Source organism: Streptomyces sp. NBC_00012, assembly GCF_045040875.1.
Classification (GTDB): Bacteria; Actinomycetota; Actinomycetes; order Streptomycetales; family Streptomycetaceae; genus Streptomyces.
In genome coordinates, this window is sequence record NZ_CP108309.1 from 2,150,027 (window position 1) to 2,165,813 (window position 15,787).

Annotated in this window: 17 protein-coding genes; 2 read left to right on the forward strand and 15 right to left on the reverse strand. The window is 71.6% G+C overall.

Annotated elements, in window-relative coordinates; translation table 11 throughout:
• Window positions 1-233: 233 nt before the first annotated feature.
• From mmuM to OHA19_RS09990, 14 genes are all read right to left on the reverse strand, one after another.
• Window positions 234-1,214, reverse strand: a complete 981-nt coding sequence (mmuM, locus tag OHA19_RS09925; RefSeq protein ID WP_405749935.1) for a homocysteine S-methyltransferase — start codon at window positions 1,212-1,214, stop codon at window positions 234-236.
• Window positions 1,215-1,350: 136 nt separating this feature from the next.
• The gene (locus OHA19_RS09930) at window positions 1,351-2,274 is read right to left on the reverse strand and encodes an LLM class F420-dependent oxidoreductase (protein WP_405717166.1); all 924 of its coding nucleotides are present in this window, start codon (window positions 2,272-2,274) and stop codon (window positions 1,351-1,353) included.
• Between the two features lie 157 nt (window positions 2,275-2,431).
• The gene (locus tag OHA19_RS09935; RefSeq protein WP_405717164.1) at window positions 2,432-3,007 is read right to left on the reverse strand and encodes a DUF6099 family protein; all 576 of its coding nucleotides are present in this window, start codon (window positions 3,005-3,007) and stop codon (window positions 2,432-2,434) included.
• 123 nt (window positions 3,008-3,130) lie between these two features.
• The gene (locus OHA19_RS09940) at window positions 3,131-3,499 is read right to left on the reverse strand and encodes a nucleotide pyrophosphohydrolase (RefSeq protein WP_405749937.1); all 369 of its coding nucleotides are present in this window, start codon (window positions 3,497-3,499) and stop codon (window positions 3,131-3,133) included.
• A complete protein-coding gene (locus OHA19_RS09945; RefSeq protein ID WP_405717160.1) occupies window positions 3,496-4,707 on the reverse strand; it encodes an ATP-binding protein in 1,212 nt (403 codons plus the stop codon). Before OHA19_RS09945 ends, OHA19_RS09940 begins: the two co-directional genes overlap by 4 nt.
• A 239-nt stretch (window positions 4,708-4,946) precedes the next feature.
• Entirely contained in the window at window positions 4,947-5,342 is a 396-nt protein-coding gene (locus OHA19_RS09950) for a cell division protein SepF (protein WP_266621820.1), read from the reverse strand.
• Window positions 5,343-5,446: 104 nt separating this feature from the next.
• A complete protein-coding gene (locus OHA19_RS09955) occupies window positions 5,447-6,721 on the reverse strand; it encodes a cytochrome P450 (protein ID WP_405717158.1) in 1,275 nt (424 codons plus the stop codon).
• The gene (locus OHA19_RS09960; RefSeq protein WP_405717155.1) at window positions 6,718-7,332 is read right to left on the reverse strand and encodes a GTP-binding protein; all 615 of its coding nucleotides are present in this window, start codon (window positions 7,330-7,332) and stop codon (window positions 6,718-6,720) included. The genes OHA19_RS09955 and OHA19_RS09960 overlap by 4 nt, the downstream gene beginning before the upstream one ends.
• Complete coding sequence (locus OHA19_RS09965; protein WP_405717152.1) at window positions 7,310-7,663, reverse strand: DUF742 domain-containing protein; 354 nt, start codon at window positions 7,661-7,663, stop codon at window positions 7,310-7,312. The genes OHA19_RS09960 and OHA19_RS09965 overlap by 23 nt, the downstream gene beginning before the upstream one ends.
• Window positions 7,660-8,082 (reverse strand): roadblock/LC7 domain-containing protein, encoded by a 423-nt coding sequence (locus tag OHA19_RS09970; protein WP_405717149.1) that lies wholly within the window; start codon window positions 8,080-8,082, stop codon window positions 7,660-7,662. The genes OHA19_RS09965 and OHA19_RS09970 overlap by 4 nt, the downstream gene beginning before the upstream one ends.
• Window positions 8,079-9,449 (reverse strand): ATP-binding protein, encoded by a 1,371-nt coding sequence (locus tag OHA19_RS09975; protein ID WP_405749939.1) that lies wholly within the window; start codon window positions 9,447-9,449, stop codon window positions 8,079-8,081. The genes OHA19_RS09970 and OHA19_RS09975 overlap by 4 nt, the downstream gene beginning before the upstream one ends.
• A 50-nt stretch (window positions 9,450-9,499) precedes the next feature.
• Complete coding sequence (locus OHA19_RS09980; RefSeq protein ID WP_405717144.1) at window positions 9,500-10,501, reverse strand: MBL fold metallo-hydrolase; 1,002 nt, start codon at window positions 10,499-10,501, stop codon at window positions 9,500-9,502.
• Between the two features lie 347 nt (window positions 10,502-10,848).
• On the reverse strand, window positions 10,849-12,021 hold the full coding sequence (locus OHA19_RS09985) for a Gfo/Idh/MocA family protein (protein WP_405749940.1): 1,173 nt from the start codon (window positions 12,019-12,021) through the stop codon (window positions 10,849-10,851).
• Between the two features lie 257 nt (window positions 12,022-12,278).
• Window positions 12,279-13,079: a DeoR/GlpR family DNA-binding transcription regulator gene (locus OHA19_RS09990; RefSeq protein WP_405749941.1), complete on the reverse strand. Its 801-nt coding sequence runs from the start codon at window positions 13,077-13,079 to the stop codon at window positions 12,279-12,281.
• Between the two features lie 185 nt (window positions 13,080-13,264).
• Between OHA19_RS09990 and OHA19_RS09995 the strand changes: the two genes are divergently transcribed.
• Together OHA19_RS09995 and OHA19_RS10000 are read left to right on the forward strand one after the other, a co-directional pair.
• The gene (locus tag OHA19_RS09995) at window positions 13,265-14,149 is read left to right on the forward strand and encodes an SIS domain-containing protein (protein ID WP_405717138.1); all 885 of its coding nucleotides are present in this window, start codon (window positions 13,265-13,267) and stop codon (window positions 14,147-14,149) included.
• A gap of 7 nt (window positions 14,150-14,156) precedes the next feature.
• Window positions 14,157-15,194, forward strand: coding sequence for an acyl-CoA thioester hydrolase/BAAT C-terminal domain-containing protein (locus OHA19_RS10000; protein ID WP_405749943.1), 1,038 nt, complete (start codon window positions 14,157-14,159; stop codon window positions 15,192-15,194).
• On the opposite strand, the gene OHA19_RS10005 is transcribed toward OHA19_RS10000, so the two are convergent.
• Window positions 15,176-15,751 carry a hypothetical protein gene (locus tag OHA19_RS10005; RefSeq protein ID WP_405749945.1) on the reverse strand — a complete coding sequence of 192 codons (576 nt, stop codon included), beginning with the start codon at window positions 15,749-15,751 and terminating at the stop codon, window positions 15,176-15,178. The genes OHA19_RS10000 and OHA19_RS10005 overlap by 19 nt on opposite strands.
• Window positions 15,752-15,787: the final 36 nt, after the last annotated feature.

Below are 15,787 nucleotides of genomic sequence, written 5' to 3' on the forward strand. Positions count from 1 at the left end.
GGCATCGCCCGGCACACACACCGAGCCGGCCGCGCAGCTCGGCACAACACCCGGCCGGGCCGCTCCCGAGCCAGGTCGTCTCGTCGGCGTCACGCCGGTTCTTCGGACTCACGCCGAATCTTCGGACTCGCATCGGCTCTCCGGCCTCACATCGGCCCTCCGGCCTCACACCCTCTCTTCGGACTCTCTTCGGACTCACGCCCACTCTTCGGCATCACATCGGCTCGTCGGCGCTACGCCCACCCTTCGGCCGCCGTCGTGCCGAGCAGCCCGGCCAATTCCGCGATGGTCTCCGGTCCGACCCGGCAGCAGCCGCCGATCAGCCGGGCCCCGGCGTCCTGCCAGGCCCTTGCCCCGCCCGGGTCGAACGTGGGGGCGCCGGCCCATCCCCGGCCCCCCGCATCCCACCGCTCACCGCTGTTCGGGTAGACCACGACCGGCTTACCGGTCACCTCCGCGGCCACCCGCACCACTCCCTCGGCATCAGCCGGATCGCAGCAGTTCACCCCCACGGCCACCACCTCGTCGTGCCCCCGGACCAGCCCGAAGGCCGTCTCCAGCGACTGGCCCGCCCGGGTGCGGTCGCCCGCCACGCTGTACGAGAGCCAGACCGGCAGCCCGCATCCCTCGACCGCCCGCAACAGCGCCTCGGCCTCATCGATGTCCGGCACCGTCTCCAGCGCCAGCACATCGGGCCCTGCGGCGGCCAGCGCCTCGATCCGGGGCCGGTGGAAGCGCTCCAGCTCCCGGCCGGTGAGCCCATACCGGCCCCGGTACTCGCTGCCGTCCGCCAGCATCGCCCCGTACGGGCCGACCGAAGCGGCGACCCAGACATCCCGCTCCACCGCCCCCGCAGCCTGTCGCGCCAGCCGGACGCTGCGGGCGAACAGCCCCACCGCCTCCGCCCGTCCGATCCCCCGCCGCGCGAACCCCTCGAAACTCGCCTGGTAGCCGGCCGTGATGAGCACCTGTGCACCCGCACGCACGTAGGCGGCGTGGGCCGCCTCGATCTGTCCGGGCCCGTCGGTCAGCAGCCTGGCCGACCACAGGGCGTCGGACAGATCGCAGCCCTGCGCCTCCAATTGATTGGACAGACCTCCGTCGAGCAGGACCGGCCCCGCCGCGAGAGCGCGCCCGAGCGTGCGGAGAGGTGCGCGATCAGGTGTGCGGGCAGGCGTGCCGCCGGGGGTGCCGCCCGGTGTGCCGAGACGCATGTCGCCGGGAGGACGTCGGTCTGGCGGGCGGCCGTCGGCCGAGTGGGCTGGGTGCACAGATGACTCCCTCTGTCCTTGTTCCTCGGCCGAGCCGCCCTCGGCTGTCCTCAGCCCGGCTGCCCTCGGTCGGCTGACCTCAGCCGAGCTGGGACTGGACCTGGGCGGAGATCAGCTCCAAGTGCTCCAGGTCTTCGAGGTCCAGCACCTGGAGGTAGATCCGGGACGAGCCGATCGCACCGTACCGGCCGATCTTGTCGACCACTTCGGCGGGCGAGCCCGCGAGCCCGTTCGCCTTCAGCTCCGCCACCTCACGGCCGATGACGGAGGCGCGGCGTGCCACCTCCGCGTCGTTCTTGCCGACGCAGACCACCAGGGCATTGGAGTACACCAGATCGTCCGGTTCGCGGCCGGCCGTCCTGGCCGCCTCCCTGACCCGGCCGAACTGCTTCTCGCTGTCCTCCAGCGACGCGAAGGGGATATTGAACTCATCCGCGTAGCGGGCGGCCAGTCGCGGTGTGCGCGTCGCACCGTGTCCGCCGATCAGCACCGGCACCCTGGCCTGGGCCGGCTTGGGCAGCGCGGGCGAGTCGGTGAGCTGGTAGTAAGTGCCCTCGAAGTCGAACGTCTTGCCGATCTCGGTCGCCCACAGCCCGGTGATGATCTCCAGCTGCTCCTCCAGCCTGCCGAACTTCTCCTTGGGGAACGGAATGCCGTAGGCCTTGTGCTCCTCCTCGAACCAACCCGCGCCGAGACCGAGCTCGACGCGCCCGCCGGACATCTGGTCGACCTGTGCGACCTGAATGGCGAGCACGCCGGGCAGCCGGAAGGTCCCCGCGGTCATCAGCGTGCCGAGCCGGATCCGCTTGGTCTCACGCGCCAGCCCGGCCAGGGTGATCCACGCGTCGGTCGGGCCGGGCAGCCCGTCCCCCGGCCCCATGCGGAGGTAGTGGTCGGATCGGTAGAAGGCGTCGAAGCCGAGGTCCTCGGTCGCCTTGGCGACGGTGAGCAGGGTGTCGTAGCTCGCCCCTTGCTGGGGCTCGGTGAAGATTCGAAGATCCATGCATCCATCCTGCACCTCCGGACACCGGTCGTTCTTCTCCTCCCGTCTCCCCTGCGCCGACGCTGCCGGACTCCTGTATGGTCCCGCCCCGTCTCGCGCTCGTCTCCCTTCCCGTCCGTCTCCCTTCCCGTCCGGCATGGGCCCCGAGCCGCCCCGGTCACTCCCGAAGTCGTGCGCGACCGCGGACGACTGCGGTCGTACCCGCCGGTCCACCGACCCCGCCGTACGCGCCATTCGCTCCATAGGGGCCGTCCCGCTCCCGGCCGCGCTCCAGATCCTGCTGCCGCTCCCTGTCGTGCTCGTCGAGGCGGCGGAGCATTCCGTGCACCCGGTCCATCGACTCGTCGGCCGCGTCGATCGCTTCCATGCACTGCCAGTACAGCCCCTGCTCATCGGTCTCGCAGGCGACCCCGACCAGGGCCATCCCCACCTCCCCCAGCAAGGTGGCCAGCCCCGTCAGCGTCGCCCGGGGTTCGGCGAGCTCGGAGAGCTGCGTGGCCCGCGCCACCCCGGCCCGCGCCGCCGGATGGTCCAGCGACCCGCTGCTCCGCCCGCCGATCTCGCTCAGCCCGCGCGCCTCGCCCCGTAACTCCTTGGGCCCGTCGGCCGCCAGACGGCTGCCGATCGCCTGAGCCAGCGCCTGCGCCTGCCAGGCCTCCGCGATGATGTCCGGCGTCCCCTTGCTCTGTGCCAGAGCACGTCGGCTGACTCCCACAAGCCGTTCCGCTTCCATGCGTTCCCCCGTCCGTACGAAAAGCCGCTCACCTCATTCATTACCCACAGTGAGGTCACCGGTATCGAAAAGCCAGGGGAATTCGGAAATCTGTGGACACTAAATCGATTGTGGACAAGTGGATCACTCCGAAGAGTGACGGTCGCCTGATTTCGTGGACTCCTGGCACCCCGGCACCGGGAATCGGGACTCGTTCCGGTCGATCTTCTCCGACAGGGCCGCGAGCGCGTCGATCCCCAACACCTCGCAGAACTGCAGCAGATACGCGAGGACATCCGCGACCTCGTCCGCCACCCGATGCGCCGTCCCGGGCAGCTCCATCACCCGCGCCGACTCCTCCGGCGTCAGCCACTGGAAGATCTCGACCAGTTCGGAGGCCTCGACGCTCAGCGCCGACGCCAGGTTCTTCGGGGTGTGGTACCGCTCCCAGTCCCGTGCGGCCGCGAATGCGGCGAGCCGTCGCTGCAGGGTCCGTACATCGAGTTCTGTCACGGCTCCAGGTCTACCACCGTCACCCCGGGCGTTTCCCGGGCCCGTACCGCACCCGGCTCCGTGACCGTCCCGACCAGTCTGAGGTGGCCGGCCGCCCCGGTCGACACGGCCAGGGTAAGCAGCTCGCGCAACTGCCTTCCGTCCAGGTCCCGGTCGAGCCCGTCGGCCAGCACGGTGAGGGTCTGCATGGCCTGCGGAACCTCTCCCGCGGCGTCCACCGCCAGCACTCCGGGGCCGGTGAGCAGCACCAGGGCGAGGGCGAGATACCTCAGCTCGCCGTCACCGAGCCACCCGACCGGGGTGGCCGGTCCCCCGCCCCGCCCGAGGATCGCCCGCAGCGACCCGTCCGTGAGCCGTTCGACGCCCAGCGCGGTCACCGGCCCCGCGCATCCGGCATGCACCGCGGCGACCAGCCGGGCATGGCGCTGTACGCACCGCGTGTGCGTACGCTCCAGTACCGCCGCGAGGTTGTCGCAGCCGCGTCGCAGCCTGCCGTCGCCGGCCGGCACGGGGGCCCGCATCCGCTGTGGTTGCGGTTCGCACGCGAAGACCGTCCGGAGGGCCACCACCATCTGTTCGGCGGCGGCCAGGACCCGCAACTGCCCCTCGGTCCGGCCCGCGACCCGCAGCGGCAGCAGGGCCGTGCCGAGTCGGTCGTCCGGCAGGGGTGCCCTCGTCACCGGGACCGCGCCCGCGGTGTGCCAGGCCGCCTGGACCGTGGCACGTCCCGGGTCGCGCAAGGCGGTGGTGAGCAGGGTCTCGCCGCCGCCGGTCAGCCGTTCACCGACGATGCGGAGCGTGGGCTCCGCCTGGACGGCGACGTCGAGCCGTACCGGTCCCGCCGGGCCGTCCGCCGTGCAGCCGATCCGGAAACCCCGGCGGCCCTGGGCGTCGGGCGCGGCTCTCTCCGGTACGCAGGCCGCCGGATCGGGGAAGACCTCGTCGAGCGGGTCTCCGCCGCCCAGCCGCGCCAGTGCCTCGTACGCCCGTAACGCGCTCGACTTGCCGCTGCCACCGGGCCCGCCGAAGAGCGTGACCGGGCCGACGGGGAAGACGGCGCCCCGGTGCGAGGCGAAGGCGGACAGCCGCAGTTCGGTGACGACGGGCCCGGCGGGGCGGACCCGCATGCGCGTACGGGGGGATGCGCCGTCCGGCGCGATCGAACCGGTGGGCGGCATCGGGGAGGTTTCGGGGCGGAGTGCGGTCATGGGCGGACGGTATGCAGGCCGCGGACAGGAGAACCGTTCCGCCTGAACGACCTTCCTACGATCGGAGTACGTCGACCGCCTCTCACGCACTCGGCCGCTGTCGACCCCGCACGCCACCGACCCGCACGCCCTCGACCCCGCACGCCCCGGCCACCGCCGACCCGCACGCCCTCGACCCCGCACGCCCCGGCCACCGGCCGCCTCGCGCGTGCCCGGCCACTGTCCGCCCGGCCGCCCTCCTACGAACCGGGAAGGCCCGCCGCCGTGACTCCCTCGACCTCCATGCCGACCGGGGACAACAGGAAGACGTTCCGGTCGACCCGGTGCATTCCGCTGCCGAGGCCGAAGACCACCCCGCTGGTGAAGTCCAGGATGCGCTTGGCGACATCCGTCTCGGCGCTGGTCAGGTCGAGCAGCACCGGAATCTGTGCGACCAGGTATTCGGCCACCTCCCGTGCGTCCGCGAAGACCTGCACCCGCAGCACGACGAGTCGCCGTTGCTCGGCCGCTTCGGCCTCCTCGACCGTGCGGTGATCCACCCTGGACGGCCACTCGTTGCGGCTGCGCAGAGGTACGACCTGGGCAAGCCCCTCCCACTGCTCGTCCGTGACGTCGTACCTGTCGTACCTGCTCACCGGACCACCCCGTCTGTACTTCGGTCGGCGTTGCGCCGGCTGCGCTCGCTGTTCATCGGGCAATTCTCTCGCCACTCACCCGTTCGGCGTACCACCGACACGGTTCATGGGCCGATCGACACCGCCGGCGCCCCGTCCGCGGCTTCGCCGGCGGCCCTGAGCCGGTGCGCTTCCGCACTCATGTCGATGGGGGTGAACCGTACCGGAAGCCGGACCAGCGCACGGTGGAAGGGTCCCGGACGCCACCTCAGCCCACTGACCGGAACGGCCAGTTCCGCGTCGCACAGCTGGCTGGTGAGCTGCTCGATCGCGGTCATGGCGATGAGCAGCGCCGGCTGCTTCGCCGGGCAGCGGTGCGGGCCCGCGGACCAGGCCAGGTGGGCGCTGGCACCGGAGCGGACCGCGGAGCCCGAAGGGCCGGGCGTCGAACGGGTGTTGGCTGCGGCGTAGGAGACCAGGAGGAGTTGCCCAGCGCGCAGCCGCACGCCGTGGAACTCCGTGTCGTGCCGCGGATAGTGGGCCGCGAGGTTGGCTAGCGGAGGGTCCTGCCAGAGGACCTCGTTGATCGCCTCGTGCGCCGTCATCGCGCCGCCGTGCAGCGAACCGGCGTAGCGGGCGTCGGTGAGCATGTGCAGCAGCGCGTTGCCGATCAGGTTGGTGGTCGGATCGTGGCCCGCGCTCATGATCAGGGTGATCTGACGCACAGTCTCGTCGTTGTCGAGATTCGCCGGGTGGCCGAGCAGGTACGAGGTGAGGTCGCGGCGCGGCCGGGCGCGACGGTCGGCGACCAGTGCGGTGACGACCTCGACGAGATCGGCGTAGGCGGTGGCGGCGTTCTCGGCGGAGTTGAACATGCCCGCGATGCCGTTGACGACGCGTTCGCCGTCGCCCGGCGCCACGCCGAACCAGGTGACGAAGACGTGCAGCGGAAGCCGTCGGGCGTACTGGGCGATGAGATCGGCGTTGCCGGTGGCGGCGAATTCGCCGATCAGGCGCCCCGCGACCCGGGCGACCTCGGCCCGCAGGACGTGCGGTTCGATCAGGGCGAGGCTGTCGTTGATGGCACCGCGGTAGCGGGCGTGCACGTCGCCGTCGCTGAACAGCGCGGTGGGCCGGTAGCCGAGCATCGGCAGGACCGGCGAGTCCTCGGGGACGGTGGCCTGCCAGGCGCGCGGGTCCTTGGTGAAGGTGTGGGTGTCGCGGAGCAGATCGACGGCGGCCTGGTAGTCGGTGACCAGCAGGGCGTCGATGCCGGGGGCGAGCCGGACGGGCGCGAGGGGGCCGTGCTCGCGCAGGCGCCGGTAGTGGCTTCGCGGGTCGGCGGCGAATTCCGGACCGTACAGGGCGAGAGGTTCCGGCGGCTGTGCGTACGGTGTCATGACGGGTCCTCGGGCCTCGGCATCTTGGTGAGTACGTGCTCGGCCAGTGCGATCAGCGCGTCGATGCTGCCGCGGCGTTCGCGGGCGTCGCACTGCACCAGCGGCGTCTCCGGGGCGAGGTCGAGGTGATTGCGCAGGACCTCGTCGGAGTGGGCGGGGGCGTCGGGGAAGCGGTTGACCGCGACCGCGTACGGAAGGCCCTGCTCCTCGACCATGTCCATGACCGCGAAGGAGTCGGCCAGCCTGCGGGTGTCGACCAGGACGAGCGCCCCGAGCGCACCGCGCGCGATGTCCTCCCAGAGCGGCAGGAACCGCTGCTGGCCCGGGGTGCCGAACATGTAGAGCACCAGGTCGTCCAGGACGGTGAGCCGGCCGAAGTCGACGGCGACGGTGGTCGTGGTCTTGTCCGGCAGCCCTGCGGTGTCGTCGAGCCGGGTGCTGGACTGGGTCATCGCCTCTTCGGTGTGGAGCGTGGCGATCTCCGACAGCGTACGGATCAGGGTGGTCTTGCCGACTCCGAACGGACCCGTGACGACGATCTTCATCAGGGTTCGGGCGGCGGGCGGCAGATAGCCGATGCCGGTGCGGTCAGTGGAGGGAGCGGAGTCCAACGAGCAGCCTCTCGACGAGCGACCGGTCGATCTCCCCGGCGCTGGGGACGGGCGGTCGGGTGTGCAGATGTCCGGCGGCCGCGAGGTCCGTGGCCAGGAAGACGGTGGCGCTGACCGGCAGGTCCAGGTGGGCCGCGCACTCGACGACGGTGAGCGCCCCCGGTTCGAGCAGCTCGCAGAACCTGCGCTGTTCCGAGCCGGTGTCCGGGGGCAGCTCGGTGTCGGCGCGCACGAGTACGTCGAGCCGGTCGAGCGCGGGACCGGCGGGCCGGGTCCGCCCGCCGGTGACCAGATAGGCGGGTATCAGTCGGCGCCCGTGGCCGGAGGTCATGGCCGGGCGGTGTCCGGCAGGCGGGCGGGTGCGTTCATCGCCCGGGTCAGGGCGGTGACCTGCACCTGCATCTGGTACGCGATGTCGCCGAGCTTGGCTCCGGGTTCCGCGAACAGGGCGAGCGTGGTGTTGTTCCCGGCCGGTACGACGATGGCGAAGCCCTGGTCGGACTCGACGACCGTCTGGGCCAGGCGCGGTGCCTCGACGTCGGTGAAGGCCGTGGTGAAGGCGCGTGCCGCGGCGTGCAGCGTGGCGGTCATGGCGGCGACCCGTTCGCCGGAGGCCCGGTCCAGGCCGGACGAGGCGCCCTCGACGAGGCCGTCGCCGGTGGCGACCACGGCGTGCTGGACTCCAGGCAGTTCCAGCAGCGGGGTCAGCACCCATGCGAGGTCACCGGTGGTGGAAGTGGGGGCGCTCACGTCTGGTCGTCTCCTTGCTCGTCCCGGTCGCCCGGGTGGTCGTGGTCGTCCGGTGCCGGCGCGGATGACTGCCCGGCGACGCTCCTGCCGTTGAGGGTGCCCTGCTGCAGTGCCGCCCAGGAAGCCCCCGCCTGTTCGGGTGTACGGGGCACCTGTTCGCGGTCGGGGGCGGCGTCGGTGGACGCCGGGCGGGCCGGAGCCGGACGTGGTGTGCGCCGGCGTCGGCTGGGCAGCGCGGGTGCCCGGCCGCCGGCGGGTTGCGGCACGGCGGCGGTCTCCTGCTCGGTCGGGTCGGGAACGGCGGGCGAGGCGTGCGTTCGCACCGGCTTCGGGGCGAGGGCGGAGAGGCTGTGGTCGTCCTCCATCACGGTCAGCAGATGAGCGGGGACGCGCAGGATCGTGCGCATGCCGCCGAACGGCGATGCCTCGATGTGGCAGTCGAAGCCGTACTGCAGCACCAGCCGGCCGACGACGGCGAAGCCGGTCTGCGGCGGATCGCCCAGCTCGGTCAGCAGGACCTCCGGCGGACCCGTCAGCAGGGCCCGTGCCCGGTCGAGCGCGTCGTCGTCCATGCCGATGCCCGCGTCGTCGACCACCAGGAACGCGCCCCGGCCGCCGCTCTGCTGGAGGGTGACCTGGACATCGGTGTCGGGGTGCGAGTAGGCGGTGGCGTTGGCCAGCAGTTCGGCCAGGGCGATGGCGAGGGGTTCGGCGGCGCGGGCGACGAGGGCGAGCCGTTCGTCGCGCAGGTGGTTGGCGACCTTGATGCGTTCGTAGCCGGCGACCCGGGACTGGGCGCCGAGCACTACCTCGACGAGCGGCGAGTTCTGGCGGGCGAGACCGGGCCAGGCGTCGCAGAGCACCGCGGTGGCCTGGGTGCGTCGCAGCGCCAGTTCGTTGCGGAAGTCCAGTTGCAGGATGCGCGGGTCGTCGTACTCGTGCTGGAGCTCGTGCAGCAGCTGCTGGGACTGGTTGAGCAGGGACTGGATCTTGGCGGAGGTGCCGCGCATCGCCGCGCGGGCGGCCGCGTCGACGCGGCCGCGCTCCTCGAGGACGGCCGTGCGCGCGGCCTGCACCGCCTCGGTGAGCAGCCGAGCGGAGCCGCCGTCGACCTCGGCCGCCTCCCGCAGTCCGGGGACCTTGGCGGTGGGGTGGGAGAGGGCGAGCGCGGCGACGGGTATCCGCTCCCGGGCCAGCTGGCGGATCTCGTCGGTGAGGGCCGCGGTACGGGCCTCGGCTGCCTTCGCCTGCCGTTCGGCCAGCTCGGCGCGGGCCGCGGCGATGCGTTCGGCGCGCGCCGAGTTCTGTGCGCGGACCGCTGCCGTCACGGCAACGGCGACGGCGATCACCGCCACTATCCATCCCATACCGTCACCGCGTTTCTGTTGTCGGATCCGAAGCGGCGGCGAGACCCCGCCTACTGCTGCGCGGATCCGGCCGGCTCATCCGGCTGCTCCAATTCCTGAGCGACCACGGCGACCTCGGTCATCACCTGGAGCACGCCGGGCAGTTCGGAGCCGTCGAGCTGCCGGTACTCGCTGCCGATGGTCACCACCAGCCGCTCGGGAAGCCCCAGCTCCGGGTAGCGCCCCTCGGCGATGACCCGGCGGGCGGCCTCGACGGCGGGGATTCCGGCCGTGTGGAAGGCATGGGCGCGCTCGCGCACGTACTCCAGGTACACGATGTGGTCGCGCACCCCGGCCCGGTCGAGGAGCGGGCCGTGTCCCGGGACGACGGTCTCGGCACCGGTGGCCAGTACCCGTTCGCAGGCCGAGACGATATTGCTCAGCGGCCCCGCCCAGTGCACCGGGTGGTCGCCCGGCTGCTCGGGGGTGGAGGAGAAGATGATGTCCCCGGTGAACACGGCACCCTGCGCGGGCAGATGGACCATCAGGTCACCGGTGGTGTGCGCGGACGGCAGTGCGGAGATCTGGACCGGGTACTCCCCCAGCGTCAGTTCGAGCTCGCCGGTGAAGTAGGTGGTCGGCACCACCGGCTCGGTCTGCGACCAGTCGAAGGGGCCGAAGTGACGCGCGAGATAGCCGCCGAGCGGGGTGGCCGGATCGCCTGCGGCGACGAGGGCGTGCTGCTGCTTCGGCGTGGGTTCGTAGTGGATGTGCTCGCGGGCCTCACGGGTCGCGATGATCTCCGCGTCCGGGAGTACGCCCGCGCCCCAGAAGTGGTCCCCGTTGGCATGGGTGACGATCACCCGGTCGACCTGGACGCCGTCCGGCAGCCGCTTCGTGGACTCGGCCAGGAACTGACCGGCCAGCACGGCGTCGTAGGGGGTGTCGATCCAGAGCGCGCCCCGGGGCGAGACGAGCAGACCGCAGTTGGCCAGCCCCCAGCCCCGTTTCGGCGGGAGCCATGCGTACAGGCCCCGACCCAGGTCAACGACGTCTCCACCCGTGATCGACATGGACGCGATTATGCCGACCGAAATCCGGCCACGCGTTCGAAGTCGGCCATCATGAGGCTCTATTGGCGCAAAATCGACGCTCACACTCCTCGGCGGCCCGGCCTCGGTAACCCTGCGAGACCGACGCGCCTCACCCACACCCGTCACCTACCGGTTCATCCCGCACAATTCGCCAGGCCGCGTCACGCAGCTCACCGGAGGCCCACCGGGCGGCCGCTAAACGGGAATGAGCCGATTACCCACCGAGCATGGCTGAAAACAATCGCGCGGAGATCTTCGGGGACGACGCCGGAAGGCACCGTCCCCGAAGATCTCCGTGGCTGCGGACCAGCAGCACCGGTCGCGCGTTACCGGACCTGGCCGCCCTCGAAGTAGGCGATCAGCTCCGGGTCGAGGGACGGCACCTCGAACGGTGCGCCGCCCTCGCGCAGCGACCGGGTCGCGAGCACACCGGCGGCGACGCTCATCCGGGCGGCGACCGGCGAGGTGTCGGTGACGCCCCCGTCGCGCACGAACCGGCAGAACTCCGCCATGATCCGGCTGTCCCCGCCTCCGTGGGTGCCGTCGGCCGCCGGCACCCGGTAGGTGATGTCGGCCTCGGCCCGGTATCCGCTGGGGCCGGTGTTCCAGACCTTGACCTCGTCGCCGGGGCCGTCACCGAAGTTCTCCAGGCGCCCCTCGGTGCCGATGACGGTGTAGTTCCGCCAGTAGTCGGGGGTGAAGTGGCACTGCTGATAGGCGGCCACGACGCCGTTGTCGAGCTGCATGTTCATCACCGAGACGTCCTCGACGTCCACGATGTGGTGCAGGTCCTTGCGGGCCGTCGGCGGCCAGTCGAACTCGCGCAGCCAGTTCGCCGGGCGCGGGGTGTCCGGCTCCCGGCGCGGCAGGTCGCCGTAGACGAGGAGGTCGCCGAGTGCGTTGACGCGGCGGGTGTAGCCGCCGGCCAGCCAGTGCAGTACGTCGATGTCGTGCGCGGCCTTCTGGAGCAGCAGACCGGTGGTGCGGGTCCGGTCGGCGTGCCAGTCCTTGAAGTAGTAGTCACCGCCGTATCCGACGAAGTGCCGCACCCACACGGTCCTGGGCTCGCCGATGTCGCCGCGGGCGATGATGTCGCGCATCAGCCGCACGACGCCCATGTGGCGCATGTTGTGCCCGACGTACAGCCGGGTCCCGGTCTCGTACGCGGCGCGCAGGATGTTGTCGCAGCTCTCGACGGTGATCCCGAGCGGCTTCTCGACGAAGACGGCCTTGCCGGCCCGCAGCGCGTCGATGGCGATGGTCTCGTGGGTGTCGTCGGGAGTGGCGACGATGATCGCGTCGAGATCGTCCCGGCCGAGGAGCACTCTGTAGTCCTCGACCGCGACATCGGCACCGAACTGCTCGGCCTCGCGCCGCCGCACCTCGGGGTCGAGGTCGCAGACGGCGGTGATCGCCGAACCCTGTCCGGGGTGGTGGGCGGAGGTCGCGATGGAACGGCGCAGGCCGAGCCCGATGACGCCGAGTCGCAGGTCTGACACGGGGGTCCCTTCTCTGGTTGTGCTGGTGGTGCGGGCGGGTTCGTACGGGGGATGGGTGGGGCCGGTTTTCCCGCACGGCGACACGCACATAGTTCACGACAGCACACGCAAGTGGCAAGAGTTGTTCGTTTCGTGGACCTAACAAGCATCAATTGGCATCGGGCCGCTCAGTACGAACAAAGAAGCAGCATGCATGAAAACGGCGGGGCGCCGCCCCCATGTGCCGGGGTGGCGCCCCGCCGTCGGGCGGCCGGTGCTCACACCGCGATGACCGTGACCCCGGCCTCCGTGAAGCGGGCGGTCGCCTCGGGGGTGATCCCCTCGTCGGTGACCAGGAAGTCGACCCGGGACAGATCGCAGACCCGGGCGAAGGCGCGCTTGCCGATCTTCGACGAGTCGGCGGCCACCACCACCCGCTGGGCCTGCTCGGCGAGCAGACGGTTGATGCTGGCCTCGCCCTCGTGGTGGACGTACGCCCCGCGCTCGGTGTCGATCGCGTTCACGCCCAGCACGGCGACGTCCAGCGTGATCTCGCCCAGCACCCCACTGGCCAGCGGGCCCGTCAGCTCGTACGACTGGGGCCTGGCCACCCCGCCGGTCACCACGATCTTGATCTGCGGCCGGATCACCAGCTCGTTGGCGATGTTGAGGGCGTTGGTGACCACGGTCAGGGTCGGCTGGCCGCTCATCCCGGTCGCACCCTCACCGACGACGTCGGAGCGCACCGCCAGCGACCGGGCGACCTCGGTCAGCGTGGTGCCGCCGGTCAGTCCCACCACCTCGCCCACCGCCACCAGTTCGGAGACCGCGCGACCGATGGCCTGCTTCTCCGGGGCGTGGCGCCCGGTCTTGTAGCGCAGGGCCAGCTCGTAACTGACACCGTGCGCCACGGCGCCACCACGGGTGCGGGTGAGCAGCTGCTGCTCGGCGAGCTGATCCAGGTCGCGGCGGATGGTCGCGGCCGAGACGTCCAGCGTCGTGGCGGCGTCCTCGACGTCCACCCGGCCGTTCTTACCGACGAGTTCCAGCAGCGCGTTCCACCGGGCATCCCTGGACAAGGCAACTCTCCTCACGGGTCCGGGCTTCGGGCACCCAGCCCCTTGGGTACGGTCACCGGACACGCGCAAGCGTCGCACAAGGCTCCACTCAGTCAAGCTTCCTGCACACAGAATGCTTGATAATGCTTGTAGATCCCGTATAGCGTGCGTAAACGAGCATCCCACTACGAGTACGGAGTGCAAAAGTGTCGTTTGTCGAGATCGAGACAGCCAGTCAGCCGGAATGCTGGCGTCGCGCCGCCGAGCTGGCCGAGACGCAGTCGGCCGCGCTGCCCGCCGCCGGCGAGCGCATCGCGGTCGTCGGCTGCGGCACCTCGTTCTACATGGCTCAGGCGTACGCCGCGCTCCGTGAGGGGTCCGGCCAGGGCGAGTCCGACGCCTTCGCCGCCTCGGAGTTCCCGTTCGGCCGCGGTTACGACCGGGTCGTCGCCCTCACCCGCTCGGGGACCACGACCGAGGTGCTGGAACTGCTCGACCGGCTTGGTGGTGTCACCCGTACCGTGGCCATCACCGCCGACCCGAACACCCCGGTCATGACGGCGGCCGACGATGTCGTCGTGCTCGAGTTCGCCGACGAACAGTCCGTCGTGCAGACCCGGTTCGCAACCACCGCGTTCACCCTGCTCCGTGCCCACCTCGGCCTGCACACCGAGGAAGCGGTGCGCGACGCGGAGACCGCGCTGGCCGAGCCGCTGCCCGAGGGCCTGGTGGAGTGCACCCAGTTCACCTTCCTCGGCCGCGGCTGGACGGCGGGGCTCGCCAACGAGGCGGCGCTGAAGATGAAGGAGGCGTCGCTGTCCTGGACCGAGTCGTACCCCGCCATGGAGTACCGCCACGGTCCGATCAGCATCGCCACCGCCGGCACCGCGACCTGGATGTTCGGCACCGCCCCCGAGGGGCTCGCCGAGCAGGTGCTGGCGACCGGCGCCCGTTGGGTGGAGAGCGGACTGGACCCGCTGGCCGACCTGGTGCGCGTGCAGCGTCTGGCGATCGCCCGGGCCACCGCCCGCGGCCTGGACCCGGACAGCCCGCGCCACCTCACCCGCTCCGTCGTGCTCACGGAGGCCTGAGCGGCCGATGCGCATCATCGAGCGCACCTTCGGCGATCCCGGCGAAGGCGCTCGCGGGACTGCTCGCGGGACTGCACGCGCAACCCCTCACGAGGCCCTTCACCGGGGCGTTCGCGAGGGGTTCCTCGCCAGGCCCGCGCACGGACCGGACGGTGACCCCGGGGTCGGGGTGCTCGTGCTCTCCGGGTCCAGCGGGCGGATCGAGGACGAGCGGTGCCGGATCCTGGCCCGGGAGGGCATGGCCGCCCTGTCGGTCCGCTGGTTCGGCGGCTCCGGCCAGCCGCCGGGCATCTGCGAGGTCCCGCTGGAGACGTTCGGGCCCGCGATCGAGGTGCTCCGCGCGGGCGGCGCCCGGCGGATCGGCATCCTCGGTACGTCCAAGGGTGCGGAGGCCGCTCTGCACCTGTCGGTGCTCCTGCCCGGCGTGGACGCCGTGGTGGCGCTCTCGCCCACGTCCCTCACCTGGGCGAACGTCGGGCCCGGGAAGGACGGACAGGACCGGCCGTACCGGTCTTCCTGGACCTGGCGCGGTGAGCCGCTGCCGTTCGTCCCCTACGACGACTCCTGGGCACCCGCGCCCGCACGGCCCGAGGGCGGTCCGGTCGCCGTCCGCGGCTGGTACGAGCAGAGCCGGAGCACGTTCGCCGACCTCGTCGACGCGGCGAGGATCCCGGTGGAGAGGTCCGGCGCCGAACTCGTCCTGGTCGCGGGCGGCGACGACGCGATGTGGCCTTCACTGCCCTGCGCACAGGAACTGGCCGCCCGCCGCGAAGCGGCCGGCCGGCCCGTACGGGTCGTCAGCAGCCCGGAAGCGGGCCACCGCCCGCGGCTGCCGGGCGAGGGCCCGGCAGCCGCCTCCGCGCAGTACCGGTACGGAGGTTCGACCGCGGCGGACGCGGCACTCGGGGAAGCCGCCTGGCCGCAGATCCTCGACGCGCTCTGCGGCCCGCACGGCCCGGTCGAAGACGCCGCCGGAGGCCGGCGGACGGGACGGTCACCGGCCTCGCCCACCGGACCGGCCTCGGGTCAGGACTCCTCGAAGTAGGCGTCCAGTACCTCGTCGAGCTCCGCCGCCCACCCCTTGAGGCTGCTCCTGGCCGGCGCTTCGACCTCGGCGTTGAACCATCTGCGGGTCGACATGTGGACCGTGACGGTGAACCGGCGGCCGAACCGGGGCGTCTTCACCTCGACGGCGCCGATCTCGTCCCATCGGAAATCGGCTTCCTGGTCGTCCAGCCGGAACCGGACTCCCTCGCGGTCCACGGTGATCGAGCCGCGGCGGTCGCTCACCTCGAACGAGGGGCCGTCCGCCGCCTTCCCCTCGTCCGCCTTGTCGTCCGCCTTGTCGTCCGCCTTGCCGTCCGCCGCAGGGGCCTCCGCCCCGTTGCCGGGGGCGGCGGCGTCGACCGCTCCCTCCTCCGCCGCTTCCGGCTCCCGCTGTTCCTGCTCCGCCTGTTCCGGTTCTGTCTGTTCCAGGTCTGGCTGCTCCAGGCTCGTGTCCGGTTTCCTGGCCGTGACGGGGGCCGTGAGACCGGGGATGAACGCCGGGTCTGTCCCTGCGGCGTATCCGGGCTGAGTGTTCGGATCTATGCGCTGCTCCACGGCGGGCAGTATGGCCGACGAACCTGTACCAGGCCA

Bases quoted from the DNA above. Each gene is read 5' to 3' on its own strand.
- OHA19_RS09955 (WP_405717158.1), bottom strand. From the start codon at position 6,721: ATGACACCGTACGCACAGCCGCCGGAACCTCTCGCCCTGTACGGTCCG.
- OHA19_RS09945 (WP_405717160.1), bottom strand. From the start codon at position 4,707: ATGACCGCACTCCGCCCCGAAACCTCCCCGATGCCGCCCACCGGTTCG.
- OHA19_RS09935 (WP_405717164.1), bottom strand. From the start codon at position 3,007: ATGGAAGCGGAACGGCTTGTGGGAGTCAGCCGACGTGCTCTGGCACAG.
- OHA19_RS09930 (WP_405717166.1), bottom strand. From the start codon at position 2,274: ATGGATCTTCGAATCTTCACCGAGCCCCAGCAAGGGGCGAGCTACGAC.
- OHA19_RS09980 (WP_405717144.1), bottom strand. From the start codon at position 10,501: ATGTCGATCACGGGTGGAGACGTCGTTGACCTGGGTCGGGGCCTGTAC.
- OHA19_RS09965 (WP_405717152.1), bottom strand. From the start codon at position 7,663: ATGACCTCCGGCCACGGGCGCCGACTGATACCCGCCTATCTGGTCACC.
- OHA19_RS09975 (WP_405749939.1), bottom strand. From the start codon at position 9,449: ATGGGATGGATAGTGGCGGTGATCGCCGTCGCCGTTGCCGTGACGGCA.
- mmuM (WP_405749935.1), bottom strand. From the start codon at position 1,214: ATGCGTCTCGGCACACCGGGCGGCACCCCCGGCGGCACGCCTGCCCGC.
- OHA19_RS10000 (WP_405749943.1), top strand. From the start codon at position 14,157: ATGCGCATCATCGAGCGCACCTTCGGCGATCCCGGCGAAGGCGCTCGC.